General features: G+C 68.3%; 25 protein-coding genes. 16 read left to right on the forward strand and 9 right to left on the reverse strand.

What is annotated here, in order from left to right; translation table 11 throughout:
- Positions 1 to 24 precede the first annotated feature (24 nt).
- Positions 25 to 885 carry a hypothetical protein gene (locus JW030_RS00385; RefSeq protein WP_241095481.1) on the reverse strand — a complete coding sequence of 287 codons (861 nt, stop codon included), beginning with the start codon at positions 883 to 885 and terminating at the stop codon, positions 25 to 27.
- 257 nt (positions 886 to 1,142) lie between these two features.
- Between JW030_RS00385 and JW030_RS00390 the strand changes: the two genes are divergently transcribed.
- The 8 genes from JW030_RS00390 to JW030_RS00425 all read left to right on the forward strand — a co-directional run bounded on the left by JW030_RS00390 (position 1,143) and on the right by JW030_RS00425 (position 9,207).
- Positions 1,143 to 1,913, forward strand: coding sequence for a GNAT family N-acyltransferase (locus JW030_RS00390; RefSeq protein WP_188045957.1), 771 nt, complete (start codon positions 1,143 to 1,145; stop codon positions 1,911 to 1,913).
- Entirely contained in the window at positions 1,913 to 2,854 is a 942-nt protein-coding gene (locus JW030_RS00395) for a ThiF family adenylyltransferase (RefSeq protein ID WP_188045918.1), read from the forward strand. The genes JW030_RS00390 and JW030_RS00395 overlap by 1 nt, the downstream gene beginning before the upstream one ends.
- Positions 2,855 to 3,095: 241 nt before the next feature.
- Positions 3,096 to 3,734, forward strand: coding sequence for a GntR family transcriptional regulator (locus JW030_RS00400; RefSeq protein ID WP_188045917.1), 639 nt, complete (start codon positions 3,096 to 3,098; stop codon positions 3,732 to 3,734).
- Positions 3,731 to 5,257: an MmgE/PrpD family protein gene (locus JW030_RS00405; protein WP_188045916.1), complete on the forward strand. Its 1,527-nt coding sequence runs from the start codon at positions 3,731 to 3,733 to the stop codon at positions 5,255 to 5,257. Before JW030_RS00400 ends, JW030_RS00405 begins: the two co-directional genes overlap by 4 nt.
- The gene (prpB, locus tag JW030_RS00410) at positions 5,257 to 6,156 is read left to right on the forward strand and encodes a methylisocitrate lyase (RefSeq protein WP_188045915.1); all 900 of its coding nucleotides are present in this window, start codon (positions 5,257 to 5,259) and stop codon (positions 6,154 to 6,156) included. The genes JW030_RS00405 and prpB overlap by 1 nt, the downstream gene beginning before the upstream one ends.
- Before the next feature lie 69 nt (positions 6,157 to 6,225).
- Positions 6,226 to 7,416, forward strand: a complete 1,191-nt coding sequence (locus tag JW030_RS00415; RefSeq protein WP_188045914.1) for a bifunctional 2-methylcitrate synthase/citrate synthase — start codon at positions 6,226 to 6,228, stop codon at positions 7,414 to 7,416.
- A 2-nt stretch (positions 7,417 to 7,418) separates the two neighbouring features.
- The gene (locus JW030_RS00420; protein WP_188045913.1) at positions 7,419 to 8,189 is read left to right on the forward strand and encodes an enoyl-CoA hydratase/isomerase family protein; all 771 of its coding nucleotides are present in this window, start codon (positions 7,419 to 7,421) and stop codon (positions 8,187 to 8,189) included.
- On the forward strand, positions 8,182 to 9,207 hold the full coding sequence (locus JW030_RS00425) for a DUF2804 domain-containing protein (protein ID WP_241095482.1): 1,026 nt from the start codon (positions 8,182 to 8,184) through the stop codon (positions 9,205 to 9,207). Before JW030_RS00420 ends, JW030_RS00425 begins: the two co-directional genes overlap by 8 nt.
- Before the next feature lie 72 nt (positions 9,208 to 9,279).
- On the opposite strand, the gene JW030_RS00430 is transcribed toward JW030_RS00425, so the two are convergent.
- From JW030_RS00430 to JW030_RS00450, 5 genes are all read right to left on the reverse strand, one after another.
- Positions 9,280 to 9,711 (reverse strand): DUF2871 domain-containing protein, encoded by a 432-nt coding sequence (locus JW030_RS00430; protein WP_188045912.1) that lies wholly within the window; start codon positions 9,709 to 9,711, stop codon positions 9,280 to 9,282.
- Between the two features lie 20 nt (positions 9,712 to 9,731).
- A complete protein-coding gene (locus tag JW030_RS00435) occupies positions 9,732 to 10,376 on the reverse strand; it encodes a response regulator transcription factor (protein ID WP_188045911.1) in 645 nt (214 codons plus the stop codon).
- Positions 10,373 to 11,659 (reverse strand): sensor histidine kinase, encoded by a 1,287-nt coding sequence (locus tag JW030_RS00440; protein WP_188045910.1) that lies wholly within the window; start codon positions 11,657 to 11,659, stop codon positions 10,373 to 10,375. Before JW030_RS00440 ends, JW030_RS00435 begins: the two co-directional genes overlap by 4 nt.
- Positions 11,622 to 13,763: an MMPL family transporter gene (locus JW030_RS00445; protein WP_188045909.1), complete on the reverse strand. Its 2,142-nt coding sequence runs from the start codon at positions 13,761 to 13,763 to the stop codon at positions 11,622 to 11,624. Before JW030_RS00445 ends, JW030_RS00440 begins: the two co-directional genes overlap by 38 nt.
- 93 nt (positions 13,764 to 13,856) lie before the next feature.
- On the reverse strand, positions 13,857 to 14,528 hold the full coding sequence (locus JW030_RS00450; protein ID WP_188045908.1) for a hypothetical protein: 672 nt from the start codon (positions 14,526 to 14,528) through the stop codon (positions 13,857 to 13,859).
- A gap of 393 nt (positions 14,529 to 14,921) precedes the next feature.
- On the opposite strand from JW030_RS00450, the gene JW030_RS00455 reads away from it, so the two are divergent.
- The 4 genes from JW030_RS00455 to JW030_RS00470 all read left to right on the forward strand — a co-directional run bounded on the left by JW030_RS00455 (position 14,922) and on the right by JW030_RS00470 (position 18,567).
- The gene (locus JW030_RS00455; RefSeq protein WP_188045907.1) at positions 14,922 to 15,812 is read left to right on the forward strand and encodes an ABC transporter substrate-binding protein; all 891 of its coding nucleotides are present in this window, start codon (positions 14,922 to 14,924) and stop codon (positions 15,810 to 15,812) included.
- A 65-nt stretch (positions 15,813 to 15,877) separates the two neighbouring features.
- The gene (locus tag JW030_RS00460; protein ID WP_188045906.1) at positions 15,878 to 16,771 is read left to right on the forward strand and encodes an ABC transporter substrate-binding protein; all 894 of its coding nucleotides are present in this window, start codon (positions 15,878 to 15,880) and stop codon (positions 16,769 to 16,771) included.
- 3 nt (positions 16,772 to 16,774) lie between these two features.
- Complete coding sequence (locus JW030_RS00465; RefSeq protein WP_188045905.1) at positions 16,775 to 17,797, forward strand: amino acid ABC transporter permease; 1,023 nt, start codon at positions 16,775 to 16,777, stop codon at positions 17,795 to 17,797.
- Positions 17,794 to 18,567 (forward strand): amino acid ABC transporter ATP-binding protein, encoded by a 774-nt coding sequence (locus JW030_RS00470; protein WP_285895460.1) that lies wholly within the window; start codon positions 17,794 to 17,796, stop codon positions 18,565 to 18,567. The genes JW030_RS00465 and JW030_RS00470 overlap by 4 nt, the downstream gene beginning before the upstream one ends.
- An 82-nt stretch (positions 18,568 to 18,649) precedes the next feature.
- Here the strand turns inward: JW030_RS00470 and tagD are convergent, their stop codons facing one another.
- On the reverse strand, positions 18,650 to 19,042 hold the full coding sequence (tagD, locus tag JW030_RS00475; RefSeq protein ID WP_188045904.1) for a glycerol-3-phosphate cytidylyltransferase: 393 nt from the start codon (positions 19,040 to 19,042) through the stop codon (positions 18,650 to 18,652).
- Positions 19,043 to 19,277: 235 nt separating this feature from the next.
- Here tagD and JW030_RS00480 point away from each other — a divergent pair, with 235 nt between their 5' ends.
- The 4 genes from JW030_RS00480 (at position 19,278) to JW030_RS00495 (ending at position 22,382) form a co-directional block, all read left to right on the forward strand.
- Positions 19,278 to 21,020, forward strand: a complete 1,743-nt coding sequence (locus JW030_RS00480) for a bifunctional diguanylate cyclase/phosphodiesterase (RefSeq protein ID WP_255499139.1) — start codon at positions 19,278 to 19,280, stop codon at positions 21,018 to 21,020.
- Between the two features lie 43 nt (positions 21,021 to 21,063).
- Positions 21,064 to 21,219, forward strand: coding sequence for a hypothetical protein (locus JW030_RS00485; RefSeq protein ID WP_188045966.1), 156 nt, complete (start codon positions 21,064 to 21,066; stop codon positions 21,217 to 21,219).
- Between the two features lie 58 nt (positions 21,220 to 21,277).
- Entirely contained in the window at positions 21,278 to 21,685 is a 408-nt protein-coding gene (locus tag JW030_RS00490) for an acyl-CoA thioesterase (protein WP_188045902.1), read from the forward strand.
- Between the two features lie 124 nt (positions 21,686 to 21,809).
- A complete protein-coding gene (locus JW030_RS00495) occupies positions 21,810 to 22,382 on the forward strand; it encodes an HdeD family acid-resistance protein (protein WP_188045901.1) in 573 nt (190 codons plus the stop codon).
- A 3-nt stretch (positions 22,383 to 22,385) separates the two neighbouring features.
- Here the strand turns inward: JW030_RS00495 and JW030_RS00500 are convergent, their stop codons facing one another.
- Entirely contained in the window at positions 22,386 to 23,072 is a 687-nt protein-coding gene (locus JW030_RS00500; RefSeq protein WP_188045900.1) for an HAD hydrolase-like protein, read from the reverse strand.
- Positions 23,069 to 23,524 (reverse strand): SseB family protein, encoded by a 456-nt coding sequence (locus JW030_RS00505; RefSeq protein WP_188045899.1) that lies wholly within the window; start codon positions 23,522 to 23,524, stop codon positions 23,069 to 23,071. Before JW030_RS00505 ends, JW030_RS00500 begins: the two co-directional genes overlap by 4 nt.
- Positions 23,525 to 23,540 lie beyond the last annotated feature (16 nt).

Consider the following 23,540-nt stretch of genomic DNA (forward strand, 5'->3'; position numbering starts at 1 on the left):
CCGCCCACTGGTGGACGGCCGCGGCTAGTAGTCGGAGTCGGCCTCGGACTGCGACGGGGGCGTCACGTCGACGCCGCCGCTGAGCCGTGCGATCGCCTCGTCGGGAGCGAACGCCGGATCCTGCTCGATGAACGCGTCGACGACGCCCACGAACGCGAGCGAGGCCACGGACCAGGTCTCCGTGCCGTTCTCTACCGGGAGGTCGAAGTGGGCCTCGACAAGGGTGGGAACCGTGGAGCGCACGATGCCGAGCCCCTCGATGACCGAGGCCGCCGCCACGACGAACGGCTGGTAATCGTTGTTGAAGGCGGGCTTGAGGCGGTAGCCGATCGTGGGAAGCACGTTGCGGTAGAAGCTCTCCATCGTGTCGACGAAAGACAGCTCGCTCGCCCGAAGCGCGTCGAGCACGCGCGTGCGCGCCTCACCCTCGGGCCAGGACATGATCGTGGTCGAGAGCGCTGCGTAGGTGCGCCACTTACTTGAAGCGGTCACCGCACCAAAGTTGTACTCCGCGGCGGTGCGGATAACGTCGACCAAGATACTGCGGCGCCCCGTGGTCGAGCGGAGGTCGTCCGTGCGCATGCTGAGGTACTGCCAGGTCGAGAGCAGGGTTTCGGTGTCGGCGCGGTCGATCTGCGCCTGGTTTGCCAGCTCGCAGAACAAATCGGTGAGGAATTCCTCGGGGGTCGCCCAGATCTGGTCGAACTGCTTGGCGGTAACGCCAGCCTCGGCGGTGATCGCCTCAATTCGGACGGCATCAATGCCGAGGGAGAGGCCGACGGACTCAACGTGGTGGGTCGCGCTTCGCAGAACCGCGGCGCGTGCCTCGAGGAGCGCAGGCTTGACGCGCGCGCGCGCTTCCAGATTCCACTTGTCTGCCGGCACAGCTCCTCCAATCGCATTCTACTCTGTGGTTCATAGTAGCAATTCGACCCCAGCGATGGGGGGCAAATTGCGAACGACGCGCCCGAATTTGCTGCAGTGTCGCCTCGCGCCGCACGCGGCGTCGTTTCGGCGCGGCCTGCAGCGCGATTTAGGGCAGAATGGAGTGTCTACGGGTCCCCATCGGGCCCACAATCCAGGGGGATTCATGAACTGTCCATTGCAGCGAGGGCACTGTGGCCTTCAGGGGGACGGTGACGTTGTCTCACGTTGATCGTTCGGTCACGAACCACCAGGTCATCCCGGTGATTGGCTCGGCGCTGTTCGCCGACGAACCCACCTCCAGGCTGGCGTGCGGAATCATCGCCGAGGGCGGTATTGCGGTTGCCGGGTTCGAGGCGGAGTATGCCGCCCACTTCCACCTTCGCAAGAAAGTGTATGTCGATCAAACGGGACAACTCGCGGAGAGCGAGTTGCAGCCGGACGGCACCGATCGCGACGACGACGACGCGCGCTCGGTCACATTCGCGGTCTTCGAGAATCACGCGGACGGCGTGCGCGTCGTCGGGGTGTCCCGGCTGATCCTGCGCGGTGACGAACACCCGCTTCCGGTCGAGGAGTTCTGCCCCGACTCGTTCGCCCCGGGCGACCTCACGGTCAACAGCGTCGAGGTTTCACGAGTCATCGCTCGCCACGAGCGGGCCGCGCTGCAGGATCTCGTGCAGTGGCACCTCTTCGCAATCATGCTCGCCTATGTGGCGAACCACGAGCTGGGGCGCACGTTCGCGATTATCGAGCCCTGGCTTGAGCGGGTGCTGAACGGCTCAATCGCGATTGAGCGCATTGGCGATCCGCGCTATGTCGAGCACTATCTCGACTACAACCTGCCGATCGAGATCGATATCCCGGCCTCTGCCGAGCTGGTGAACGCGCGCAACGGTGGCTTCATCGACCGCTACCGCGCCGCCGAGCCCGCCATGGCGTACTTCGGGCGCGCTGCCCGAAACGCCGCGAGCGAGCGGGCCGCCTAATGGCGAAGACCATCACGTCGCCCGAGTTCTCGCGCAACTACGGGTTCTGGAGCGAGGACGAACAGCGCGCGCTCGTCGAGTCGCGGGTCGCGATCGCTGGCGTCGGCGGGGACGGGTTCCAGCTCGGCCTCAAGCTGGCCCGCATGGGGGTCTCGCAGTTCAGCATCGCCGACCCCGAGGTGTTCGAGCCCGAGAACGTCAACCGCGTCGAGGGAGCGACTGCGTCGTCGGTCGGCCGCGACAAGGCTGAGGTGTTTCGTGAGCGCGTGCTCGACATCAATCCCGACGCCGAGGTCGAGACCTTCCTCAGCGGTGTGACGCCCGACAATGTCGAGCCCTTCATGCACGGTGCCTCGCTCGTGCTCGACGAGTCGGAGCTCACCCGGCCCGAGATCGGCACGCTCATCGCGCGACGGGCGCGGGCGCAGGCCATCCCCGACCTGCTCGTCATGAACATCGGCTTCGCGGCCCAGGTCACGTCTTTCGCACCCGACTCGGCGTGGACGTTCGAGCGGTTCATGGGGTTCACGCCCGAAACCCCGCTCGCCGAGATCGCGGAGGTGGGCGTCGACCTGTCACGCTGCCTGCCCTACATTCCGCCGTACACCGACCTGCGCTCGCTGCAGGCCGTGCAGGGCGAGGACGGGGCGGAGCCCGCGTCGCTCCCGTCGATCTCGATCGGCGTCGACCTCGCCTCGGCGATCGGCAGCGCACAGGCGTTCTTGCACCTGACCTCGGGCGTCTCGAACCGCCGCCGCTCGCCCGTCTGGGCGCCGCGCGTGGCGATCACCGATGCCTACAGCCTGCGCACCCGCATCTTGCGGGCTGGCCGGGCTTCGCACGTCGGCCACCTGCTGGTGGCGGCGGCGCGCGACAAGCTCGGCAAGAACCCGCAGGGCAGCTACACGCTCGCGGACATCGCGCGCCGCCGTTCCGCATAGCGGCAGGATCCTGCTGGGTGGGGGCTCGTGCTGCCGGCTGCAGCGTCAGAGCTTCTCTGGCTCTTGGACTGGGCGGTCGCGTTCGCCGCACCCTTTGGGACATTCTGTTCTCCCGGCGTGGTCTTGCGTCTGGGCAACTGTCCGCGATCTTCGCCTTTGGTATCCATAAAGGCGAGATACTCATGTTCTATGGCGTAATTCTGTCGTTTATGTATACGGTAAGTGCATGAGGGGTGTGGGCATGCGGGCGAGTGATCGCGCATACGCGCTGCTGCTGGACGAAATTCAGGGCGGCGTGCTCGCGCCCGGCGCCGTGCTCGGCGAGGCGCCGCAGGCCGAGCGCCTCGGCCTCAGCCGCACCCCGGTCCGCGAAGCTCTCGGCCGCCTGATCGCCGACGGCCTCGTCGCGCAGCAGTCGCCGCGCGTCATGGTGGTCACCGATTTCGACGCCCGCGACGTGCGCTCGCTGTTCGAGACGCGTCGAGCGCTCGAAGAGACGGCTGCGCGCCTGGCGGCTCTGCGCGGAGACCGCGCGGTGTTCGCGGCCCTCGCCGACGCCTTCGACCGCGCGGGGCTTGGCCACGAGGGCGGCGTCGACGCCTACTACGCGCTGATCGCCGAGTTCGACGCGGCGCTCGACGCGGCGGTCGACAACGCCTATCTCGTGGCTGCCCTCCGCACCGTGCGCACCCACCTCGCGCGCGCCCGCCGCCTAGCCCGCGACAACCAGGAGCGCCTGCGCGCCTCGGTCGCCGAGCACCGGCTCATCGCCAGCGCGATCTCGGCGGGCGACGCCGAGCTTGCCGCTCATGCCACCCATGTACACCTGCACCACGCACTGACTTCGATCCTCAGCTCTCTGTCGGAAGGAACCCCATGACCGTCACCCACCACGTTCGCGTCTATCGCAGCGAAGAGGACCTGCCGCGTGTCGAGCAGCTCGCCTGGAAGATCGCGGAGGTCGCCACCGACCCCGTCGCCGTCGACCCCGAGGTCGTCGACATGATCATCAACCGCGTCATCGATAACGCGTCCGTCGCCGCGGCCTCGCTCGTGCGCGGACCCATCGTTGCCTCGCGGGCGCAGGCCCTCGCGCACCCCGTCTCGACCGGCGGCACCGGCGCCACGATCTTCGGCTGCGACCCGGCGACGAAGTCGAGCCCCGAGTGGGCCGCCTGGGCCAACGGGGTCGCCGTGCGCGAGCTCGATTACCACGACACGTTCCTCGCGGCCGAGTACTCGCACCCCGGTGACAACATCCCGCCGATCCTCGCGGTCGCGCAGCACGCGGGCAAGGACGGCGCCGCCCTCACGCGTGGCATCGCCACGGGCTACGAGATTCAGATGAACCTCGTGCGTTCGATCTGCCTGCACAAGCACAAGATCGACCATGTCGCGCACATCGGCCCGTCGGCCGCCGCCGGTATCGGGACCCTGCTCGGCCTCGACACCGAGACGATCTATCAGGCGGTCGGCCAGGGCCTGCACACCACGACCGCGACCCGGCAGAGCCGGAAGGGCGAGATCTCGACCTGGAAGGCGCACGCCCCCGCGTTCGCCGGCAAGATGGCCGTCGAGGCGGTCGACCGTGCCATGCGCGGCCAGACCAGCCCGTCGCCGATCTACGAGGGAGAGGACGGCGTCATCGCGTGGATGCTCGACGGCCCCGACGCGTCCTACGATGTGCCGATGCCCGCTCCCGGCGAAGCCAAGCGTGCCATTCTCGACTCGTACACGAAGGAGCACTCGGCCGAGTACCAGGCGCAGGCCTGGATCGACCTCGCCCGGAAGCTGCACAGCGAGCACCCCGAGCTGCAGGACCCCGCGAACATCGCGAGCATCGTGCTGCACACGAGCCACCACACGCACTACGTGATCGGCTCGGGCGCGAACGACCCGCAGAAGTACGACCCGCTGGCGTCGCGCGAGACGCTCGACCACTCCATTCCCTACATCTTTGCCGTCGCGCTGCAGGACGGTGGGTGGCACCACGTCGCCTCGTACGCCCCCGAGCGTGCGGGCCGCGCCGACACGGTCGAGCTGTGGAACAAGATCACGACCGCGGAGGACGCGGAGTGGACGCGCCGCTACCACTCGGAGGACCCTGCCGAGAAGGCGTTCGGCGGCCGCGTCGAGATCACGCTCTCGGACGGCAGCAAGATCATCGACCAGATCGCCGTCGCCGACGCGCACCCGCTGGGCGCGCGCCCGTTCGCCCGCGCGAACTACATCGCGAAGTTCCGCATGCTCGCCGAGCCCGTGCTCGAGCCCGCCGAGATCGAGCGCTTCCTCGAGCTCGTGCAGCGCCTGCCCGAGCTGAGCGCGGCCGAGGTGAACGAGCTCACGATCGTCGCGAAGCCCGGCCTGCTCGAGTCGGCGCCGAGCCCGAAGGGTCTCTTTTAATGCTGTACGCGAAGAGCACCCCCGAGGCGAAGCGCCGCGCGTTCCGCGAGCGCCTGGCGAGCGGCGAGCTGTTGCGGTTCCCCGGGGCCTTCAACCCGCTGTCGGCGCGGCTGATCGAACAGAAAGGCTTCGACGGCGTCTACATCTCGGGCGCCGTCCTCTCGGCGGACCTCGGCCTGCCCGACATCGGGCTCACCACCCTCACCGAGGTGGCGGGGCGCGCGAAGCAGATCGCCCGTATGACCGAGCTGCCCGCAATCGTCGACGCCGACACCGGCTTCGGCGAGCCGATGAATGTGGCCCGCACCATTCAGGAACTCGAAGACGCCGGCCTCGCCGGCTGCCACATCGAGGACCAGATCAACCCGAAGCGCTGCGGCCACCTCGACGGCAAGGCCGTTGTCGACCAGGACACCGCGGTCAAGCGGATCCGGGCCGCGGTCGACGCTCGGCGTGACCCGAACTTCCTGATCATGGCGCGCACCGACATCGCGGCGGTCGACGGACTGGATGCCGCAATCGATCGCGCGAAGGCGCTCGTCGACGCGGGCGCCGACGCGATCTTCCCCGAGGCGATGCGCTCGCTCGAGGAGTTCGCCGCGATGCGGGCCGCCCTCGACGTGCCGATCCTGGCGAACATGACCGAGTTCGGCAAGAGCCGACTGTTCAGCACGCTGGAACTGTCAGACGTCGGTGTGAACATGGTGATCTGGCCCGTCTCGATGCTTCGCATCGCGATGGGTGCGACCTCCCGTGCTCTCGATACGCTGAACGACGAGGGCCATCTCACCGGCAAGCTCGGAGAGATGCAACACCGGGCTGACCTGTACGAACTCATTGACTATGAGGGCTACAACCACTTCGATACACACGTGTTCAACTTCGAGGTTGAGCGCTAACAAGACACCCCGGGGCCCGGCCGGCAACGTGCCGGGCCCCACCCAGCTGGCCACCGCAAAGGAGCAATCATGGCGGAAGTAGAAATCAAGAAGGGCCTCGCCGGAGTCACCGCGGACGTCACCGCGATCTCCAAGGTGAACCCCGAGACGAACAGCCTGCTCTACCGCGGCTACCCGGTGCAGGAGCTCGCAGCGACCCAGCCGTTCGAGGCGGTCGCGCATCTGCTGTGGACTGGCGAGCTGCCCACCGAGGCGGAGCTCGCGGAGCTTCGCGCGACGGAGCGCGCACACCGCGCCCTCGCCCCCAATGTCAAGGCGGTCATTGACCTGATGTCGGTGGACGCCCACCCGATGGACGAGGTGCGCACCGCGGTCAGCGTGCTCGGGGCCTCCGACACCTCGGCCGGCGCGTCCGTGCTCGACGCTTCGGGCAGCCCCGAGCTGAACCTCGAGCGCAGCATCCGCCTGTACGCGGCGTTGCCCGCGATCGTCGCCTACGGCCAGCGCCGCCGGCACGGCCTGCCGGCGATCGAGTCGCGCGACGACCTCGATTACGCCGCGAACTTCCTCTGGCTGACGTTCGGCGAGGTGACCGACCCCGTGGTGGTCGACGCCTTCAATCGCTCGATGATCCTCTATGCGGAGCACTCGTTTAACGCGTCGACCTTCACCGCGCGCGTGATCACCTCGACGATGTCGGACCTGTACTCGGCGGTCACTGGAGCGATCGGCGCGCTCAAGGGCCCGCTGCACGGCGGTGCCAACGAGGCAGTCATGCACATCTTCGATGAGATCGGTTCGGCCGAGCAGGTCGTGCCCTGGCTCGAGACCGCGCTCGCCGAGAAGCGCAAGATCATGGGCTTCGGCCACCGCGTCTACAAGCGCGGCGACTCGCGCGTGCCCACGATGCGCGCCGCGCTCGATACGCTCATCGCGTTCTACGATCGCCCCGACGTCGCGAAGCTCTACGAGACGCTCGAACACGAGTTCGTCTCGCGTAAGGGCATCTACCCGAACCTCGACTACCCCTCGGGCCCGGCCTACAACCTCATGGGCTTTGACACGCTCACCTTCACGCCGCTCTTCGTCGCGGCCCGGGTGACCGGGTGGACCGCACACATCTCCGAGCAGGCGGCCTCGAACGCCCTGATCCGCCCGCTCTCGGCCTACAACGGGCCGGGCGAGCGACACATCGCGGGCTACGCGCCCGACGAGGCGGCGCTCGCCGCGGCCCTGCGTGCGGACGAGGCGGCGAGCTAGCCGTGACCGAGGCGCCGATCCTGTTTGAGATCAGCGACGGGCTTGCCCGGATCACGCTGAATCGCCCCGAGAAGCTCAACGCCTTCGACCGCGAGATGGCCGAGAGCTGGTCGGACCTTGCCACCCAGGCGGTCCGCGAGCCGGGCGTCAAGGCGATCCTCGTCGAGGGCCGAGGGCGTGCGTTCTGTGCGGGCGGCGACGTCCGCGCAATCTCCGAGATGCCTGAGGGCGGTGCTGGCGTCAAGGCGCTGGCCGAGCGCATCAACATCGGCATCCGTGCGCTGCTCGACTCGGCGATTCCGGTCGTGGCCGCGGCCAACGGGGCGACGGCCGGCGGCGGCCTCGGGATCTTGCTGAGCAGCGACTATGCGGTCCTCGGCGAGCGTTCGAAGGTGGGCAGTCGGTACGCGAACGTGGGGCTGACCCCCGACCTCTCGGTGACCGCCCTGCTGGCCGCCGCTGTCGGTGAGCGCCGGGCGCTCCAGCTGGTGTTGCAGGATCGGATGCTCACGGCCGAGGAGGCGCTGGATTGGGGGATCGCCGCCGAGGTGGTGCCCGATGAGCAGGTCTCCGAGCGGGCCGAGGCGATCGCCCGGTCCTGGATCGAGGGCGCGGCGGGAGCGTACGGCCAGGCGAAGCGGCTGATCCGCTCGCGGCCCGGGCGATCGATCGCCGAGCAGCTGGCCGAAGAGGCGCACACGATCGGCGCCGCCCTGGACGGGCCCGAGGCGCGCGAGCGCATCGCGAGCTTCCTCGGCGCCGCGCGTGGCTGAGTCGACCTCCCGCCGCACCGTGCCCCTGCCCGAGTTCCACGACCCCGTGCCGCTCTGCCTGCCCGATGGGCGGCTGAACCCGGCCGCCGTCGGCTGGTCGCGGCGGCACCTACACCGCACGAATCTCCCGCGCGCCGCCGCGGCCTGGGGTCGGAACAAGCGCTGGGAGTACTGGGGCATCACGACGCCCGCGCATGTCATCGGCCTCACGATCTCGAGCCTGGACTACGCGGGCGTGCACCAGTTCTTTGTGCTCGACCGGGCGACCGGTGAGCAGATCGAACGCGGCACCCTCGCACCGTTCGCGCGCGGCGTTTCGCTGCCCGACTCGCTGCCCCCGTTCACCGCACGAGCGGCCGGTCGGGGCTACTCCTTCGAGTTCGTCGACGCGGGGATGGGCGCGACGGCCCGGCTGCGCGCGACGCTCGGCGAGCTCGAGATCGACGCCACCGTGCGTCTGCAGGGTGACGCGCTCGCCGTCGTGGTGCCGTGGTCGGAGAAGCGCTTTCAGTACACGGTGAAGGCGCCAGCGCAACCCGTCTCGGGCGCCCTCACGGTGGCGGGGGTGCGTCACGAGTTTGCTGCAGACTCGTTCGCGGTGCTTGACCGCGGGCGGGGGCGCTGGCCCTACTCGATGCAGTGGAATTGGGGCGCCGGCTCGGGGGTCGTGGCGGGCCGCACGATCGGCTTGCAGGTGGGCGGCCGCTGGACCGCTGGCACCGGCTCGACCGAGAATGCGGTGATGGTCGACGGCGTCGCGGAGTACCTCCCCGATGAGCTCGCGTGGGAGTACGACCGCGAGGCGCCCGAGCGGCCCTGGCGCGTGAGCGGCGAGCGCGTCGACGCGACCCTCACCCCGTTCGGGGTGCGCCGGGCTCGCACCAACGCGCTCGTCATCGACAGCGATACCCGGCAAGCGTTTGGGGTCTGGCGCGGCTGGGCGCTTCGTGAATCGGGCGAGCAGGTCGCGCTCGACGGGATCGTCGGCTGGGCCGAGGACGTGCAGAACCGCTGGTAACTGCGCCAAACGACCACGGCGGGCCACCGGATCCTGCCCGGTGGCCCGCCGTGGTCGCGTCGGGGAGTGAGACTACGCGGCGGCGACGGCCGCCTGGTCGCGCTTGATGCCCTTGCCGAGCGCAAGGAAGAGCAGCACCATGCCGACGGTGAGGAAGATGTGGCCGAGGCCGGCGATCCCCGAGATCATCGCGTTGGATTCCTTGCCCATGACGGTGAGCGAGCCGTGCCAGATCATCATGCCCGACGTGAGTACGACGCCCGCGTTGTAGGTCCAGAAGAACCAGCCGAACAGCTTGCTGTCCGAGATGCGGAACTGCTTCTCGAGCAGCAGCACGATGAGCAGGACGATGAAGCCGAGCGTCAGCAGGTGGGTGTGGACGAGGCCCAGCTGGGTGAACTCGCCCGATGGGAAGTCGTACGCCTTTGTGAACTCGCGGTAGAAGAGGCCGGAGGCGACGCCAACCGCCATGTAGGTGAATGCGGCGACGTAGAGCTTGTGCATAGTGGACCTTTCGTTGGGAACTAGCTGTCTCGGGAATCGAAGGGGGAGATGAGGCCGGTCTCGCGCGCGAGCGTCACGGCCTTCGCGCGGCTCTCGACGCCGAGCTTGCCGAAGAGGTGCACGAGGTGGGTCTTCACCGTCGCCTCGGTGACGAAGAGCGCCTTGGCGATTTCGCGGTTCGAGGCGCCCGTGCCGAGCAACTGCAGGACTTCGTGCTCGCGCGCAGTGAGCTTGGGCTGCGGCTGACGCATCCCGTCGACGACGCGGCGCGCCATCTCGGGGGCGAGGACCATCCCGCCGGCCGCCGCCTCGGTCAGGGACGACAGGATCGTGGCCGCGGACACGTCCTTCAGCAGGTAGCCGGCGGCGCCGGCCTCGACCGCGCGCAGGATCTCGACGTCGTGGTCGAAGGTGGTCAAGATGATGACGGCCGGGGCGGGAGTCTGCGCGCGGAGCCGGGCGGTCGTCTCGACGCCATCGATGCCGGCGCCGAGGCGTAGGTCGCACAACACGACCTGGGGGTGCAGGTGTTCGGCCAGCGCGATGGCCTCCTCGCCGGTGGCCGCCTCGCCGACGACGGTGACCGCGTCGGAGTTGGCGAAGAGCGCGCGCAGGCCGGTGCGGACGACGGGGTGGTCGTCCACGAGCAGGACGGTGATGGTCATGGCTGAGGGTCCTCCAGTGGCTTCGCCGCGAGCGGGACGTGCGCTGAGAGGGCGGTGCCCTCGCTCGGGGCGCTCTCGACGTCGAGCCCGCCGCCGAGTTCGTGCAGGCGTGCGCGCATCGAGTGGAGCCCGTACCCGCCGGTCGTGGCGGCGCCGGATCCGCGCGAGCGGGTGTGCCAGGCCGAGGTGTCGAAGCCCGCCCCGTCGTCGACGATATCGAGCCGGACCGAGTCGCCGGCGTCCGCCAGGTTCACGACCACCCGGGTGGCCTCGGCGTGCTGGCGCACATTCGCGAGCGCCGATTGCGCGGTGCGCAAGAGGGCGACCTCGACGGTGGTGGGAAGCGCGGGCAGGTTCTCGTCGACGCGGAACTCGGTGGCGAGCCCGGTCTCTTCGGTGAGTCGCTCGAGCATGCGGCGGAGCGCTCCTGAGAGTGCGCCTTCGTCGAGCGCGGCGGGCGCGAGGGCGGCAACGATGCGGCGCACATCGACGAGATTGTCGCGGGCGAGCGCGTCGATCTGCTCGAGGGTGCGCGGCATCGCAGCGAGTTCCCCCCGTTCGAGCGCCGCGGTCGTGAGCAGCGAGATGGACGACAGCCCCTGCGCGACCGTGTCGTGGATGTCGCGCGAGATGCGGGTGCGCTCGGCCTTCGCGCCCGAAAGGCGTTGCGTCTTCGCGAGTTCCTCCTGCAGCGCCGCCATTTCGGTCTGGGCGTGCACGAGGGAGGCGACGAGCCGCTGCCGCTCCTGCAGGTCGTTCACCAGCTCGACATACCCGCGGGCGATGAAGAGCGCGAACGTTCCCCCCAGGAGGGGCCCGATCACGTTGGCGTAGCTGGTGGTGCCGAAGTGGAGCGGCGGGGCGACGGCCACGACGAGGAACACCGCGACCGAGCAGATGACTGCCCAGCGCCACCGCAAGATATACCCCGCGAGGAGCCAGAGTGGGAACGCGAGCCAGATGAACTCGGCCGAGGCCGCCACCGTGCCGACCCAGATGAGGGCGAGACCCGCGAGCCACCAGGCCGCCACGGGGCGGTCGTCGACGCGCCCCGCGAGCACCACTCCGCCGACGTACCAGCCAGAGAAGACGAGGGCGCCGAGCAGCACCGGGGCCGCGGGCGAGCCATCGGCGAGCGCGCGCAGGCACGCGACGACAATGAGCACGGCGGTGATGAAGTGCAGCCCGAGCTGCATCGACCGGATCGTGGCGCTCAGGGTGCGCGGGGCGCCCTGAGCGATCGGGCTATCGGGTGAGGGCGGCTTCGCGCGGCTGCTGGCCATGCTCTGATTCTGCCTCCTGATCGGCCGGATTGCGCGGGGCAGCGCCGCGAAGCGCCGCGCCCGGTGCCCGCGACGGCCACCAGATGCGGTCGCCGAGGAGCGCAAAGATCGCGGGCACGATCACGGTGCGCACCACCAGGGTGTCGACGATCACCCCGAGCCCGACGATGAGGCCGAGCTGCCCGAGGGTCACGAGCGGCAGGGTGCCGAGCGCCGCGAAGACCGCAGCGAGCACGATACCCGCGCTTGTGATGACGCCGCCGGTGCTGGCCACCGCCCGCACCATGCCGTCCCGGGTGCCGTGCAGGGCGGACTCCGCCTTCGCCCGATGCACGAGGAAGATCGTGTAGTCAATGCCGAGGGCGACGAGGAAGAGGAACGAGAGCAGGGGGACCTGGAGATCGAGCGCGTCCTGTCCGAAGAGGACGCGGCTGAGCCAGGATCCTGCCCCGATCGCCGCGAGTGCGCTCGCGACGTTTACGAGGAGCAGCAGGGTCGGCGCGACGAGCGAGCGCAGCAGCACGAGCAACACGATGAAGCTGACCGCGAGCACGAGCGGGGCGATCAGGAACAGGTCCTGCGTGTTCCCGGCGCGGGAGTCGAGGTCGTCCGCGACCGCGCCCCCGACGAGGGCCTGTGCGCCCGGTACGTCGTGCACGCTCGCCCGCAGATCCTCGACGAGCGCGAGGCTCTCGGGGGTGCCTGGGCCGGGCTCGCCCGTGACCATGAGCTTGCTCAGCGTGCCGTCCGTTGACTCGCCGAGCGGGGTCACCCGGATCACGCCGTCGACGTCCGCCGCGGCGGCGCGCACGTCGTCGATCGACTCCGTGTCGGCGATGACGATCATGGGCTGGGACTCTCCCGCGGGAAAGTGCTTGGAGAGCGTCTCGAGCCCGGCGGCCGACTCGGAGGCGACCCGGAACTTCTCGGTCTGCGTCAGCCCGATCGAGGTGCCGATGAGCCCGGTCGCCATGATGGCGAGGAGGGCAGCCCCCGCGACGAGGGAGACCACTGGGCGACGAACGACGCCACCGGCAATTGTGCCCCAGAAGCGGCGACGGGTGTGCGTCTCGCCCGGGCGGGGCACGAGCGGCCAGAAAACGCGTCGACCGCACATCGCGAGCAGCGGCGGCAACGCGAACAGCACCGCGACGAGCGCGATGACGAGGCCGATGGCGGAGGTGATGCCGAGGCCCCGGGTGCCCGGAATCACCGCGAAGACGAGGGTGCCGAGTGCGAGCACGACGGTGACGTTGGACGCGATGATCGCCGGGGCGGTCCTCCGCCAGGCGGTCGCGAGCGCCGAGCGGTGGTCTTCATCGAGAAGGAGCTCCTCGCGGTAGCGCGAGATGAACAGCAGCGCGTAGTTGGTGCCCGCGCCAAACACGAGCACGCTGATGATGCCGGCGTCGAACTGCAGACCGAGGGCGCTGCCGACGGTGTCGGTGACGAGGCTCGCCAGGCGGTCGGCGATGGCCACGACCGCGAGCGGGATCAGCCACAGGATGGGCGAGCGGTAGGTCACGATAAGCAGCAGTGCGACGATGAGGATCGTGACGAGCAGCAGGGTGAAGTCTGCGCCCTCGAACGACGCCGCGATGTCCGCGCCGAACGCGGAGCCGCCGGTCACCTGCGCGGTGATCCCGTCGATGGGGCTGGCCGCGAGTTCGGCGCGCACGTCCTTGACTGCATCGGCGGTGGCCGTGTTGTCCTCGCCGAGGGTGATCGAGGTCTGGATCACGGCGGCCTTGCCGTCCTCGCTCGTAAACGGCTGCGAGGCGGTGTGGCCGGTCGCGCGGTCGATCCCCGAAACCCACGCGCCGACGGCGGCGAGGTCGGCCTCGCTGAGCGTTGCCCCGTCGTCGCGGGTCGAGACGATCAGGATCGACCCCTCGTCGCTGCCCGCGAACTGTTCGCTGAGCTCGCGCACCTGCCCCGACTCGGAACCCACCGGCGACGGCAGATTGCTCGCGGGGGACTCGGCCCCGCTCAGCCCTCCGAAGAGCGCGACAATGGCGAGTACGACGACTGCCAGGGAAATCCTGGCGCCGCGCTTGGAGGTAAGACGCTCGGCAAGGGAGGCGCGCTGGCGCAGATCAGACATGACCCCAGTCCAGCAGCGCGGTGCGGCAGAAACATCGTGCGCCCGGTTGAGATCGCCCTCAACCTTTTGGTTGAGGGGTGATCGTTCGTGCAGTTAGCCGCGCACGCCGACCGTCAGCGCGGCGAGCGGCTGCGGCGCCTCCTGCCCGGGCCAGTGCCCACTCAGGTGCCCCTGCGCGCCGCCCGAGAGGGCCGTCGCGAGCGCGCGCCCGCCGACCTTGCGGGTAACGATCAGGCGGGCGAGCCCGGTGTCGACCACGGCTGCGCCGTCGACGTCGCTCGCATCGATCACCGAGGCGGCGAAGAACTCGGGTACGGCCTGCTCGGCGATGCCGGATCCCTGCACCAGCGTCTTCCGAGGGCGCTCCACCAGGCCCTGGGGGCCATTCACAAACTCGGGCACGTTGGTGTCGGCCTGCGCGATGACGCGGGCGAGCTCGGTGCGGTAGACGGGGTCGCCGATCGCGTTGTAGATCCAGCGCGGACCGAGCACCGAGTGTTCCATCGTCGTTATGAAGAACTCCTCGCCGTCGGCCAGCGGCGCGGCACGATAGCTCAGCGGAACCTGCCAGGTGGCGGCGTCGGCGCCGGGGGTGCGCACGAGCAAGACCTCGACGCCCACCTCGCCCTCGGGGTCGTCGAAGCGGTACGAGCCGACGATCGTAGCGGCCTCGTGGTCGCCCGAGAACCACGGCTGCGTCGGCAGCCAGGTGGTGACGAGCTCGATCTTGGTGGGCGTGATAGTTGCGTCTTCGATGCGTGCCATGGTCAGAGAATACGCCCTCGGCCGGCCCGACATGCAGGCCGGTGAAAAGTCTCGGATTGGTCGCGATTGCCCCGACCGGGCATGCGGGCTGGGCTGCCGCCGGTACGCTCGAAGGGAGACGTTTCCCCGCTCGGGCACCGCGGCAAGGTGCCAGGGTGTACCCAGCAGCGGAGGGAAAGCGCGAAGATGCCACGCTTACCAGACAGGGTCTGTCGCGAGTGCGATGGTCATGAGGTGAGCGTGGCGTTTTTTCGCGGTGAGCTACAGACAGTATCTGTTGATGACCAGAGAGCCTGCCGCTTTCCGAGACGACTCGCCCCAGTACACTCAGGATCAATCGACCGGTCCGGGGGCGCCGAGCGCGCGCCCGCTCAGGAATCGAGAAAGGCATCAATGAAGACACGCACCATGCTCCCCGCACTCCTCGTGCTCGCGGCCCTCGGACTGACCGGCTGCGTCAACAACGCGGCGAACGAAGCCGGCACCCCGAACATTGCGGAGGGCCCCACGGTCGAGGTCGACACCGCGGCTGAGGCGCTGCTGCCCGCCGATATCCGAGATCGCGGCGTGCTGGTGCTGGGCGTCAACCCGTCTTACTCGCCCAATGAGTTCAAGGACGCCGAGGGCAACCCCACCGGTTGGACGATTCAGCTCACCGACGCGGTGGCCGCCAAGTTGGGCCTCGAGTCCGAGTGGCGCCAGGCGAAGTTCGACAGCCTGATCCCGAGCATCACCGGCGGCAAGATGGACGTCGGCGCGAGCTCCTTCACCGACAACGCCGAGCGCCAGCAGGTCGTCGACTTCGTCAACTACTACACCGCCGGCGTGCAGTGGGCTGCCCCCGCGGGCAAGACCGTTGACCCCGACAACGCGTGTGGGCTGAAGGTCGCCGTGCAGTCGGGCACCTTCGAGCACACGGACGAGGTGCCCGCGAAGAGCGAGGCGTGCGTGGCGAGCGGCAAGGACGCGATCCAGATCCTGCCCTTCGATAGCCAGGAGGACGCGAGCAACGCGGTCGCGCTCGGCAAGGCCGACGCGCTCTCGGCCGACTCGCCCGTGACGCTCTACGCCATTAAGAAGATGGACGGCAAGCTCGTCGCCGCGGGCGGCACCTTCGACGAGGCGCCGTACGGTTTTGCGATTGCGAAGGGCAGCGACCTCGTCCCCGCAATCCAGGCCGCCGTGCAGTCGTTGATTGACGACGGCACGTACCTGGATATCCTCACGGAGTGGGGAGTCGAGGGCGGCGCGCTTGAAACCGCAACCCTCAACGCCGGCCAGTAACTTTCAGTCTCGCGGCGGCCAACCCGGTCTCCGCAACATGCCCCACTAGAGAGAAGGATGAATCGATGAAGATTCGCTACGTGCTCCCCGCCCTGGCCGCAGTCGCGGCGCTCGCCCTGACCGGCTGTGTCAACAACACCGAGGGCTCCACCACGGACACGGGGACTGACAACAGCTCCTCGATCAAGCCCGACGAGGCCGCGGTCGCCCTGCTGCCCTCGGATATCAAGGACTCCGGCAAGCTCGTCATCGGAACCGACGCCGAGTACCCGCCGAACGAGTTCAAGGACAAGGACGGCAACCCGGTCGGCTGGGGCGTCAACCTCGCCAACGCGGTCTCCGCCAAGCTCGGCCTCGAGCCCGACTGGCGCATCATGGGCTTCGACAGCATCATCCCGAGCATCACGGGCGACAAGGTCGGCATGGGCTCGTCGTCGTTCACCGACACGATCGAGCGCCAGAAGTCGGTCGACTTCGTCAACTTCTACACCGCTGGTGTGCTGTGGGCGGCCCCGATCGGCAAGACGGTTGACCCCGAGAACGCGTGTGGCCTGAAGGTTGCCGTGCAGGCGGGCACCTACCAGCACACCGACGAGGTTCCCGCGAAGAGCGAAACGTGCGTCGCCGATGGCCAGCCGGCAATCGAGATCCTGCCCTTCGACGGCCAGGCAGAGGCAACGAACGCCGTCGTGCTGGGTAAGGCGGACGCCTTCTCGGCTGACTCGCCCGTCACGCTCGCGGCGATCGCGCAGCTGAAGGACAAGATCGAGGCCTCAGGCGAGGCCTTCGACGTCGCGCCGTACGGCTTCGCAACCAAGAAGGACAGCGACATGACCAAGGCCGTGCAGGCCGCGCTGCAGTCCCTCATGGACGACGGCACCTACCTCACGATCCTGGAGGACGCGGGCGTCGAGGCTGGCGCGATTGAAGAAGCGACCATTAATGCGGGGAAATTTTAACCAATGAGTGAAACGAAGCACGGGGCTGCGGCGGGAGAGCCGCCGCAGTCCCTGCCGTTCTATGAATCTGAGCCGATCGTCGCGATCAAGCTCAAGCACCCGGGCCGGATCGTGTTCGCCACGATCCTGGTCCTCCTCGCCGGCATCTTCATCTTCGACGCCGCGTTCAACCGCCCGGCGTTCGAGTGGGCCGAGGTGGGCAAGTACCTCTTCGATACGCGCGTCACCCAGGCCGCCGGCTACACGCTGCAGCTCACGATCTACTCGATGATCATCGCCATCGTGATGGGCATCGCCCTCGCGGTCATGCGACTCTCGCCGAACCCCATCGTGAAGTCCATCGCCTGGGTCTACCTCTGGATTTTCCGTGGCACCCCGGTGTACGTGCAGCTCGTGTTCTGGGGCCTGCTCTCGGTGATCTACCCGACCATCGGTCTCGGCATCCCGTTCATGGAGCCCTGGGTCGCGGTCGAGACCGACCTTCTGCTCAACACGTTCGCGCTCGCCGTGATCGGTCTCGCGCTCAACGAGGCGGCCTATATGGCCGAGATCGTCCGCGCGGGCCTGCTCTCGGTCGACAAGGGCCAGGACGAGGCGGCCACCGCGCTCGGCCTGGGCTGGTGGCACACGATGACGCGAGTGGTGCTGCCCCAGGCCATGCGCGTGATCATTCCGCCGACGGGCAACGAGGTCATCTCGATGCTGAAGACCACCTCGCTGGTCACGGCGATCCCGTTCACCCTCGAGCTCTACACGCGAACCCGCGATATCGCCGCGGTGACGTACAAGCCGGTGCCCATGCTGATCGTGGCATCCATCTGGTACCTGTTCGTCACCTCGATCCTGATGGTGGGCCAGTACTACCTCGAGAAGCACTTTGCGCGAGGGGTGGCTCAGCGTCCCGACGTCATGAAGCCCACTACCGAAACGCAGACTCTCGGGGTGCCGTCGGCGACGGAGATCGCGAAGGCGAAGGCCGACCGGCCAAAGCCCGTGGCAGATCATGGAGAAGGTGACGCACGATGACCGATAGCAATGTGCCCATGGTCAAGGCCGAGGGTGTCTCGAAGGCTTTCGGGTCGAACCTCGTGCTCCGCTCTATCTCACTCGAGGTGGCGCGCGGCGAAGTGCTCTGCTTGGTGGGGCCCTCGGGCTCGGGCAAGTCGACCTTCCTGCGCTGCATCAACCACCTCGAGACGGTCGATTCCGGCCGACTGTCGGTCGACGGTGAAATCGTGGGCTACCGCCAGTCAGGCGACAAGCTCTACGAACTCCACCCGCGGGAAGCGTCGCGTCAGCGCCGCGACATCGGAATGGTGTTCCAGCGCTTCAACCTGTTCCCGCACATGACCGCGCTCGGCAACGTCATGGCTGCGCCGATGCTGCTGAAGAAGGGCAGCAAGACGCAGCTCAAGGCGCGCGCCATGGAACTGCTCGCACGGGTCGGCCTGGCCGACAAGTGGGATCACTACCCCGCGCACCTCTCGGGCGGTCAGCAGCAACGCGTCGCCATCGCACGCGCGCTTGCCATGGATCCGAAGCTCATGTTGTTTGATGAGCCGACGAGCGCGCTCGACCCCGAGCTGGTGGGAGAGGTGCTCGACGTCATGAAGGGCCTCGCCCAGAGCGGCATGACCATGATCGTCGTGACGCACGAGATGGGCTTCGCCCGCGAGGTCGCCGACAAGCTCGTCTTCATGGATGGCGGCGTCGTCGTCGAAGAGGGTGACCCGCGCGAGGTGCTCTCGAACCCGCAGCGCGAGCGCACAAAGGCCTTCCTGTCGAAGGTGCTCTAGCGCACACACGATACGGGCCCCGCGGCGACTCCTGAACGGAGTTCGGCGCGGGGCCCGTGTCGTTTCGGCAGGATCCCGTCGGCTAGGTGCCGAGGTCGTTCTTGATTTTGCTGGTGGAGATGCCCTCGGTGCGATCGAGGTAGACGAGCTCGCAGTGGGGGCGCAGCAGCTCGAACCGCGGGTCGCCCTCCCAGTCGCCGCCCATGACCACGGTGTCGATCTCGTAGCGCTGGACGTCGCCGATCTTCTGGTCCCACTCGTTCTCGGGGATCACCAGGTCCACGTAGCGCACGGCCTCGAGCATCGCCTTGCGTGTCTCGAAGTCGTGGTAGGTCTTCTTGCCCTTGCCCGCGTTGAACTCCTCGGTCGAGAGCGCGACGACGAGGTAGTCGCCGAGCGACCGGGCGCGGCGGAGCAGTCGAATGTGACCCCAGTGCAGCAGGTCGAAGGTTCCGTACGTAAGAACGCGCTTCATGCTCGACTCCAGATTCCTCAGGCGGCACCGGCTCGATGCACGATTGGAATGGTAGTACACCGGGCCTGAAGCGCTCTTGTGTACCGCGTCCAGAACGCCATAGCATCGCAGTAAACCGACACGGTACTGAGGAGCGAGGGTGCAACCTGGGGCTGGTAGTGACGCCGAGCCCGGCAACGGCCGTGAGCCTTAGCCGAGCGAGATCCGTTGGATTTCGACGTGCTTGGCCGTCGCCATGCGCGGGTTGACGGGCGCGGACCGGTGCATGGTGATTCTGCATGCGGGAACCGACCGCGAAGAGTTGTACGCGATGACGGGCCACGCGGGCTGGGATGACGTCCAGCACGACGCCGACCTCGACCCGCGACACTGGACCAAGAGCCCGTTCTCCCTGCCCGCGTTGGACGAGCTGCTCGCACGCGAGGTGAGTACGCTCAATCGGCCAGAGGACTCGGCCTTCGGGCGCTTCCTGTTCGAAACGCACGGCGTCGTCGCCTTTGCCACGGTTCCCCTGCACATTGACGGCAAGAACAACGGGCTGGTGGTCGCGCACTGGATTACGAACGAGCCGCCGACCGAACTATCGGCCGACCTCAGCCATCGCCTCGCCGCCCTCTCCCAGATCGCAGGGTTCGCGATGGCCTCGACGCAGTTGCACGAGCAGCTGCTGTGGGAGAGCGAGCACGACCCCATCACGGGGCTGCCGAACCGGCATCAGCTCGAGGCCGAGCTCGCCGAGCGGCTGCGCCACCCCGAACTCCACCGCGGCCTCGTGGTCGCGTGTCTTGCCGTCAACCGATTCGGTCGGGTGAACGACATGCTGGGCCGCGAGGGCGGCGACCGGGCGCTTCGCCGCGTGGGCCGGCGGCTGCGCCACCTGCTCGGCGAGCGCGCGATCATCGCCCGCACCTCGGGGAGCGAGTTCATCGTCGTGCTCGAGGGGCACGACAGCGACACCGGGGTGGACCGCGCCCTGGAGCGGGTCAGCGAGGGGTTCGAGGCGCCGGTGGGGATCGATGCCGACCGCGTCTACCTGAAGTTCTCGTTCGGGGTGAGCCGCCTGGTCACGCGCGAGGCATTGGCGCACGAGACGGACTTTGCGGCGGCCGCCTGTGAGCTCATCGCGGAGGCTGAGCGGAGCCAGTTGTCCCGGGTGCGCGAGCGGGAGGCCGCGCAGCTCGGACTCAGCAGCGTCGAGGAACTCATGCTCGACACCGAGTTGCACTCGGCGATTCGCAGCGAGCAGTTCTTTGCCGCGTACCAACCACAACTTGACCTGCGCACTGGTCGCGTCATTGGAGTCGAGGCGTTGGCCCGGTGGACGCACCCCGAGCTCGGGGCCATCTCGCCCTTGCTCTTTATCCCGCTGGCCGAGATGAACGGCCTGATCACGGAAATCGGCAGGGTCATGCTCGTCACGGCGTGCCGAGACGCTCGGCGCTGGCGCGAGCAGGGCCTTGACATCGGGGTGTCCGTCAACGTTTCGGGGGCGCAGCTCGAACGGCCCGACTTCGCGGATCGCACCCTGCAGATTCTCCGTGACGAGGGCATGCCGCCCGGGCAGCTGACCCTGGAGATCACCGAGTCGAGGTCGCTCATCGATGAGCAGCCCGCACTCAACCACCTACGTCGGCTCGCCGACCTCGGGATCAACATCGCGATCGACGACTTCGGCACCGGGTTTTCCTCGCTGACGCGGCTCGTCACGCTGCCGATCGCGGAGCTGAAGATCGACCAGAGCTTCGTGCAGGGCGACGATAGTGACTCGCAAGCCGTCGTCGGAGCGATCGTGAGCCTCGCCCGCAGCCTCGGCCTCGAGGTCGTCGGCGAGGGGGTCGAGACCGACGAACAGCTCCGCTTGCTGCAAGAGGCCGGTTGTGAGCGCGCCCAGGGGTATGGGATTTGTCGGCCCCACGGTTTCGAACAGACCACGAGGTTTCTGATTGAGCACTCGCGTGGGGCGCCAGCTCTTCCCTAGGGTGGCGCCCGGGTGTACCTTGCAAACAAAGGAGGGAAGCCTCATGAAGGAATCGAACGACGCTCTGGCGCCAGACCACGAGTCTGATCCGGCACACAACGACGAACCCGGCCAGGACTGGGCGGACGAGGGCGGTGCGACCCCGGACGGGCCCGCCACTCACGTCGAATCCGGGCACTCGCATCACGACGCCGAATAGCCCGCCCGTCGCCAGTGCGGTGGGGCCGCGAGCCTGATCGCGCCAGTAGGCTGAGCGCATGAACAGCTACCGGCACGTTGTGCGCAAGTGGGTCAAGCCGGCGGATCTGAACCAGCACGGCGCGCTTTTCGGGGGTCGGCTGATGGAGTGGGTCGATGAGGAGGCCGCGATCATCGCGGGGGTGCAGCTCGGGACGGTGAGCATCGTCACCCGCCACATGTCTGCCGTCGATTTCGTCGCGCGCGCCGACCGGGGCGACCTCCTGGAACTCACCTACGGCGTCGCTCGCTTCGGGCGCACCTCTGTCACCCTAAGCTGCGTCGTCGAGAACGTGGCGACCGCGCAGGTGATTCTCACCCTCGCCGAGATCGTCTTCGTCGCGGTCGACGACTCCGGGCTCCCCGTCGCTCACGGGTTTCACACGGTGGCGACGGATAGCGTCCGGCTGCGGCCCGCGGCAACGTAGCGCGTCCCGCGCGGGCCTGGTAATCGGCGCGCCGCGCGCAGAGGCGTCGCCTGGTAGGCAACCATGGGAGGTATAGGTGACGCTGCCCGACCGGGTGCGCGCGCCACGAAACTCGGGGAGCACCATGACCTCTGCAACTGACACCACCACGCCGCCGGTCGTCCAGGAGGTGGCGAACGGCATCCGCACGATGCTCGGACTCGGCGGCCTGCTCGCCGTCGTCGTCGGCATCTTGATCCTTGTCTCGCCGCTGAAGACCGCCGCGGCGACCGCCGCCATCGTCGCTGTGTACGCCGCTGCCGTCGGCGTCGTCTACCTCGGCTCGGCGCTCTTCTCGAAGGGCCAGGGCGGCTGGCACCGGGTCGGCGCGATCCTGCTCGGCCTGCTCTACCTCGCCGCGGGCATCGTCGCGATCGGCAACCTGACCGCGACCGCAGCGTTCTTGTTCCTCTTCATCACGATCATGCTGGGCATCACCTGGATCGTTGAGGGCATCATGACGCTCACCTCGATCGGCACCTCGACCAACAAGGTCTGGGTCGTCGTGTTCGCGGTGATCAGCGTCATCGCCGGCGTCACCCTGCTGTTCTCGCCGATGATGGGCGCCGTCACGCTGTGGTGGCTCCTCGGCATCTCGCTGATCGTGCTCGGGATCCTGCAGATCGTGCGGGCGCTCACCTTCGGGAAGCAGAAGTAGCGACTACACCCCAGTCGGCACCGGACGGCCCAGGAGCAGCGCGCGCAGCTCCTGGGCCGTTTGTGCGTGCGCGAGTGCCCCGGCAGTGTCGTCGTCGTCGTGGTCGTAGCCCCAGCCGACGAGCACGGTCGGGATGCCGTGGGCGGCGGCGCCAATGATGTCGTGCACGCGATCGCCCACCATCACCGGACGGGAGAGGTCGGCGCCCTGCGCCAAGAGCTGCGCGAGCGCCTCGGCAATCACGGACTCCTTGGTGGCGCGGCCAACCGATTCGTCTGCGCCGACGCAGGCCCCGAGCAGCGGCATGAGGCCCAGGTGCTCGGCGATGGCGGCGACGAGCTGCTGGCCCTTGGAGCTGGCGACCGCCTGCGGGAGCCCGGCGGCGTGGATCTCGGCCATGAGCTCGAGCACGCCGTCAAACGGGGTGGAAGTCTCTGCGATGTGGGCGAGGTCGACGAGCGAGCGCATGACCCGCTGGCCCTCGGCGGCGAGCTCGGGCGGCATGCCCAGCACCTCAATGAAGCCAGTGGTGACGGGCGGGCCAATCAGGCGCGCGAGCACCTCGGGCGCGGGGACCGGCCACCCGAGGATCTCGAGTGTGCGCGTGAAGCGCCCCGTGATCTCGGTGCCCGAGTCGACGATCGTGCCGTCGAGATCCCAGATGACCGCGGTCCAGTCGGGGTGGCTCATCGCAGGCGTTCGAGCGTCGCCGCGTCGATGGGCTCTTCGCGCAAGGCGAGCTCAATGTACTTGCGCAGGATCACGAGGGGCACGCTGCCTGGGTTGATCTCGGCGGCGACGAACTTATCGGACGTGATGAGGCGCAGCGCCGAGAGTGCCGGCATGATCGCGCCGCGGGCGGCATCGGCCTTCGCCTTCGGCACGGCGGCGCGCAACTCGTTTGCCGAGGTGAAGATCGGAAGGATCAGCTGACCCTTGGTCGAGCGGGTGGTCCGGATCCGGGTCACCTTGTTCTTGGGAGTGCCAGTCACGTCGACGACCAAGAAGCCCTCGCGCAGCGCGCGGAGCACCGCGGCGAGACGCTCGTAGTCGGGCTCTGCGAGGAGCGCCGCAATCGCGTCGCGCGCCTCTGCGTTCTCGGTGTCCGCGGACACGCCCTCGGGAATCTGCGCTTCAGCCATGCGACTAGCCTACCGG

The sequence above is a fragment of the Leucobacter sp. CX169 genome, assembly GCF_017161405.1.
Lineage (GTDB): Bacteria > Actinomycetota > Actinomycetes > Actinomycetales > Microbacteriaceae > Cx-87.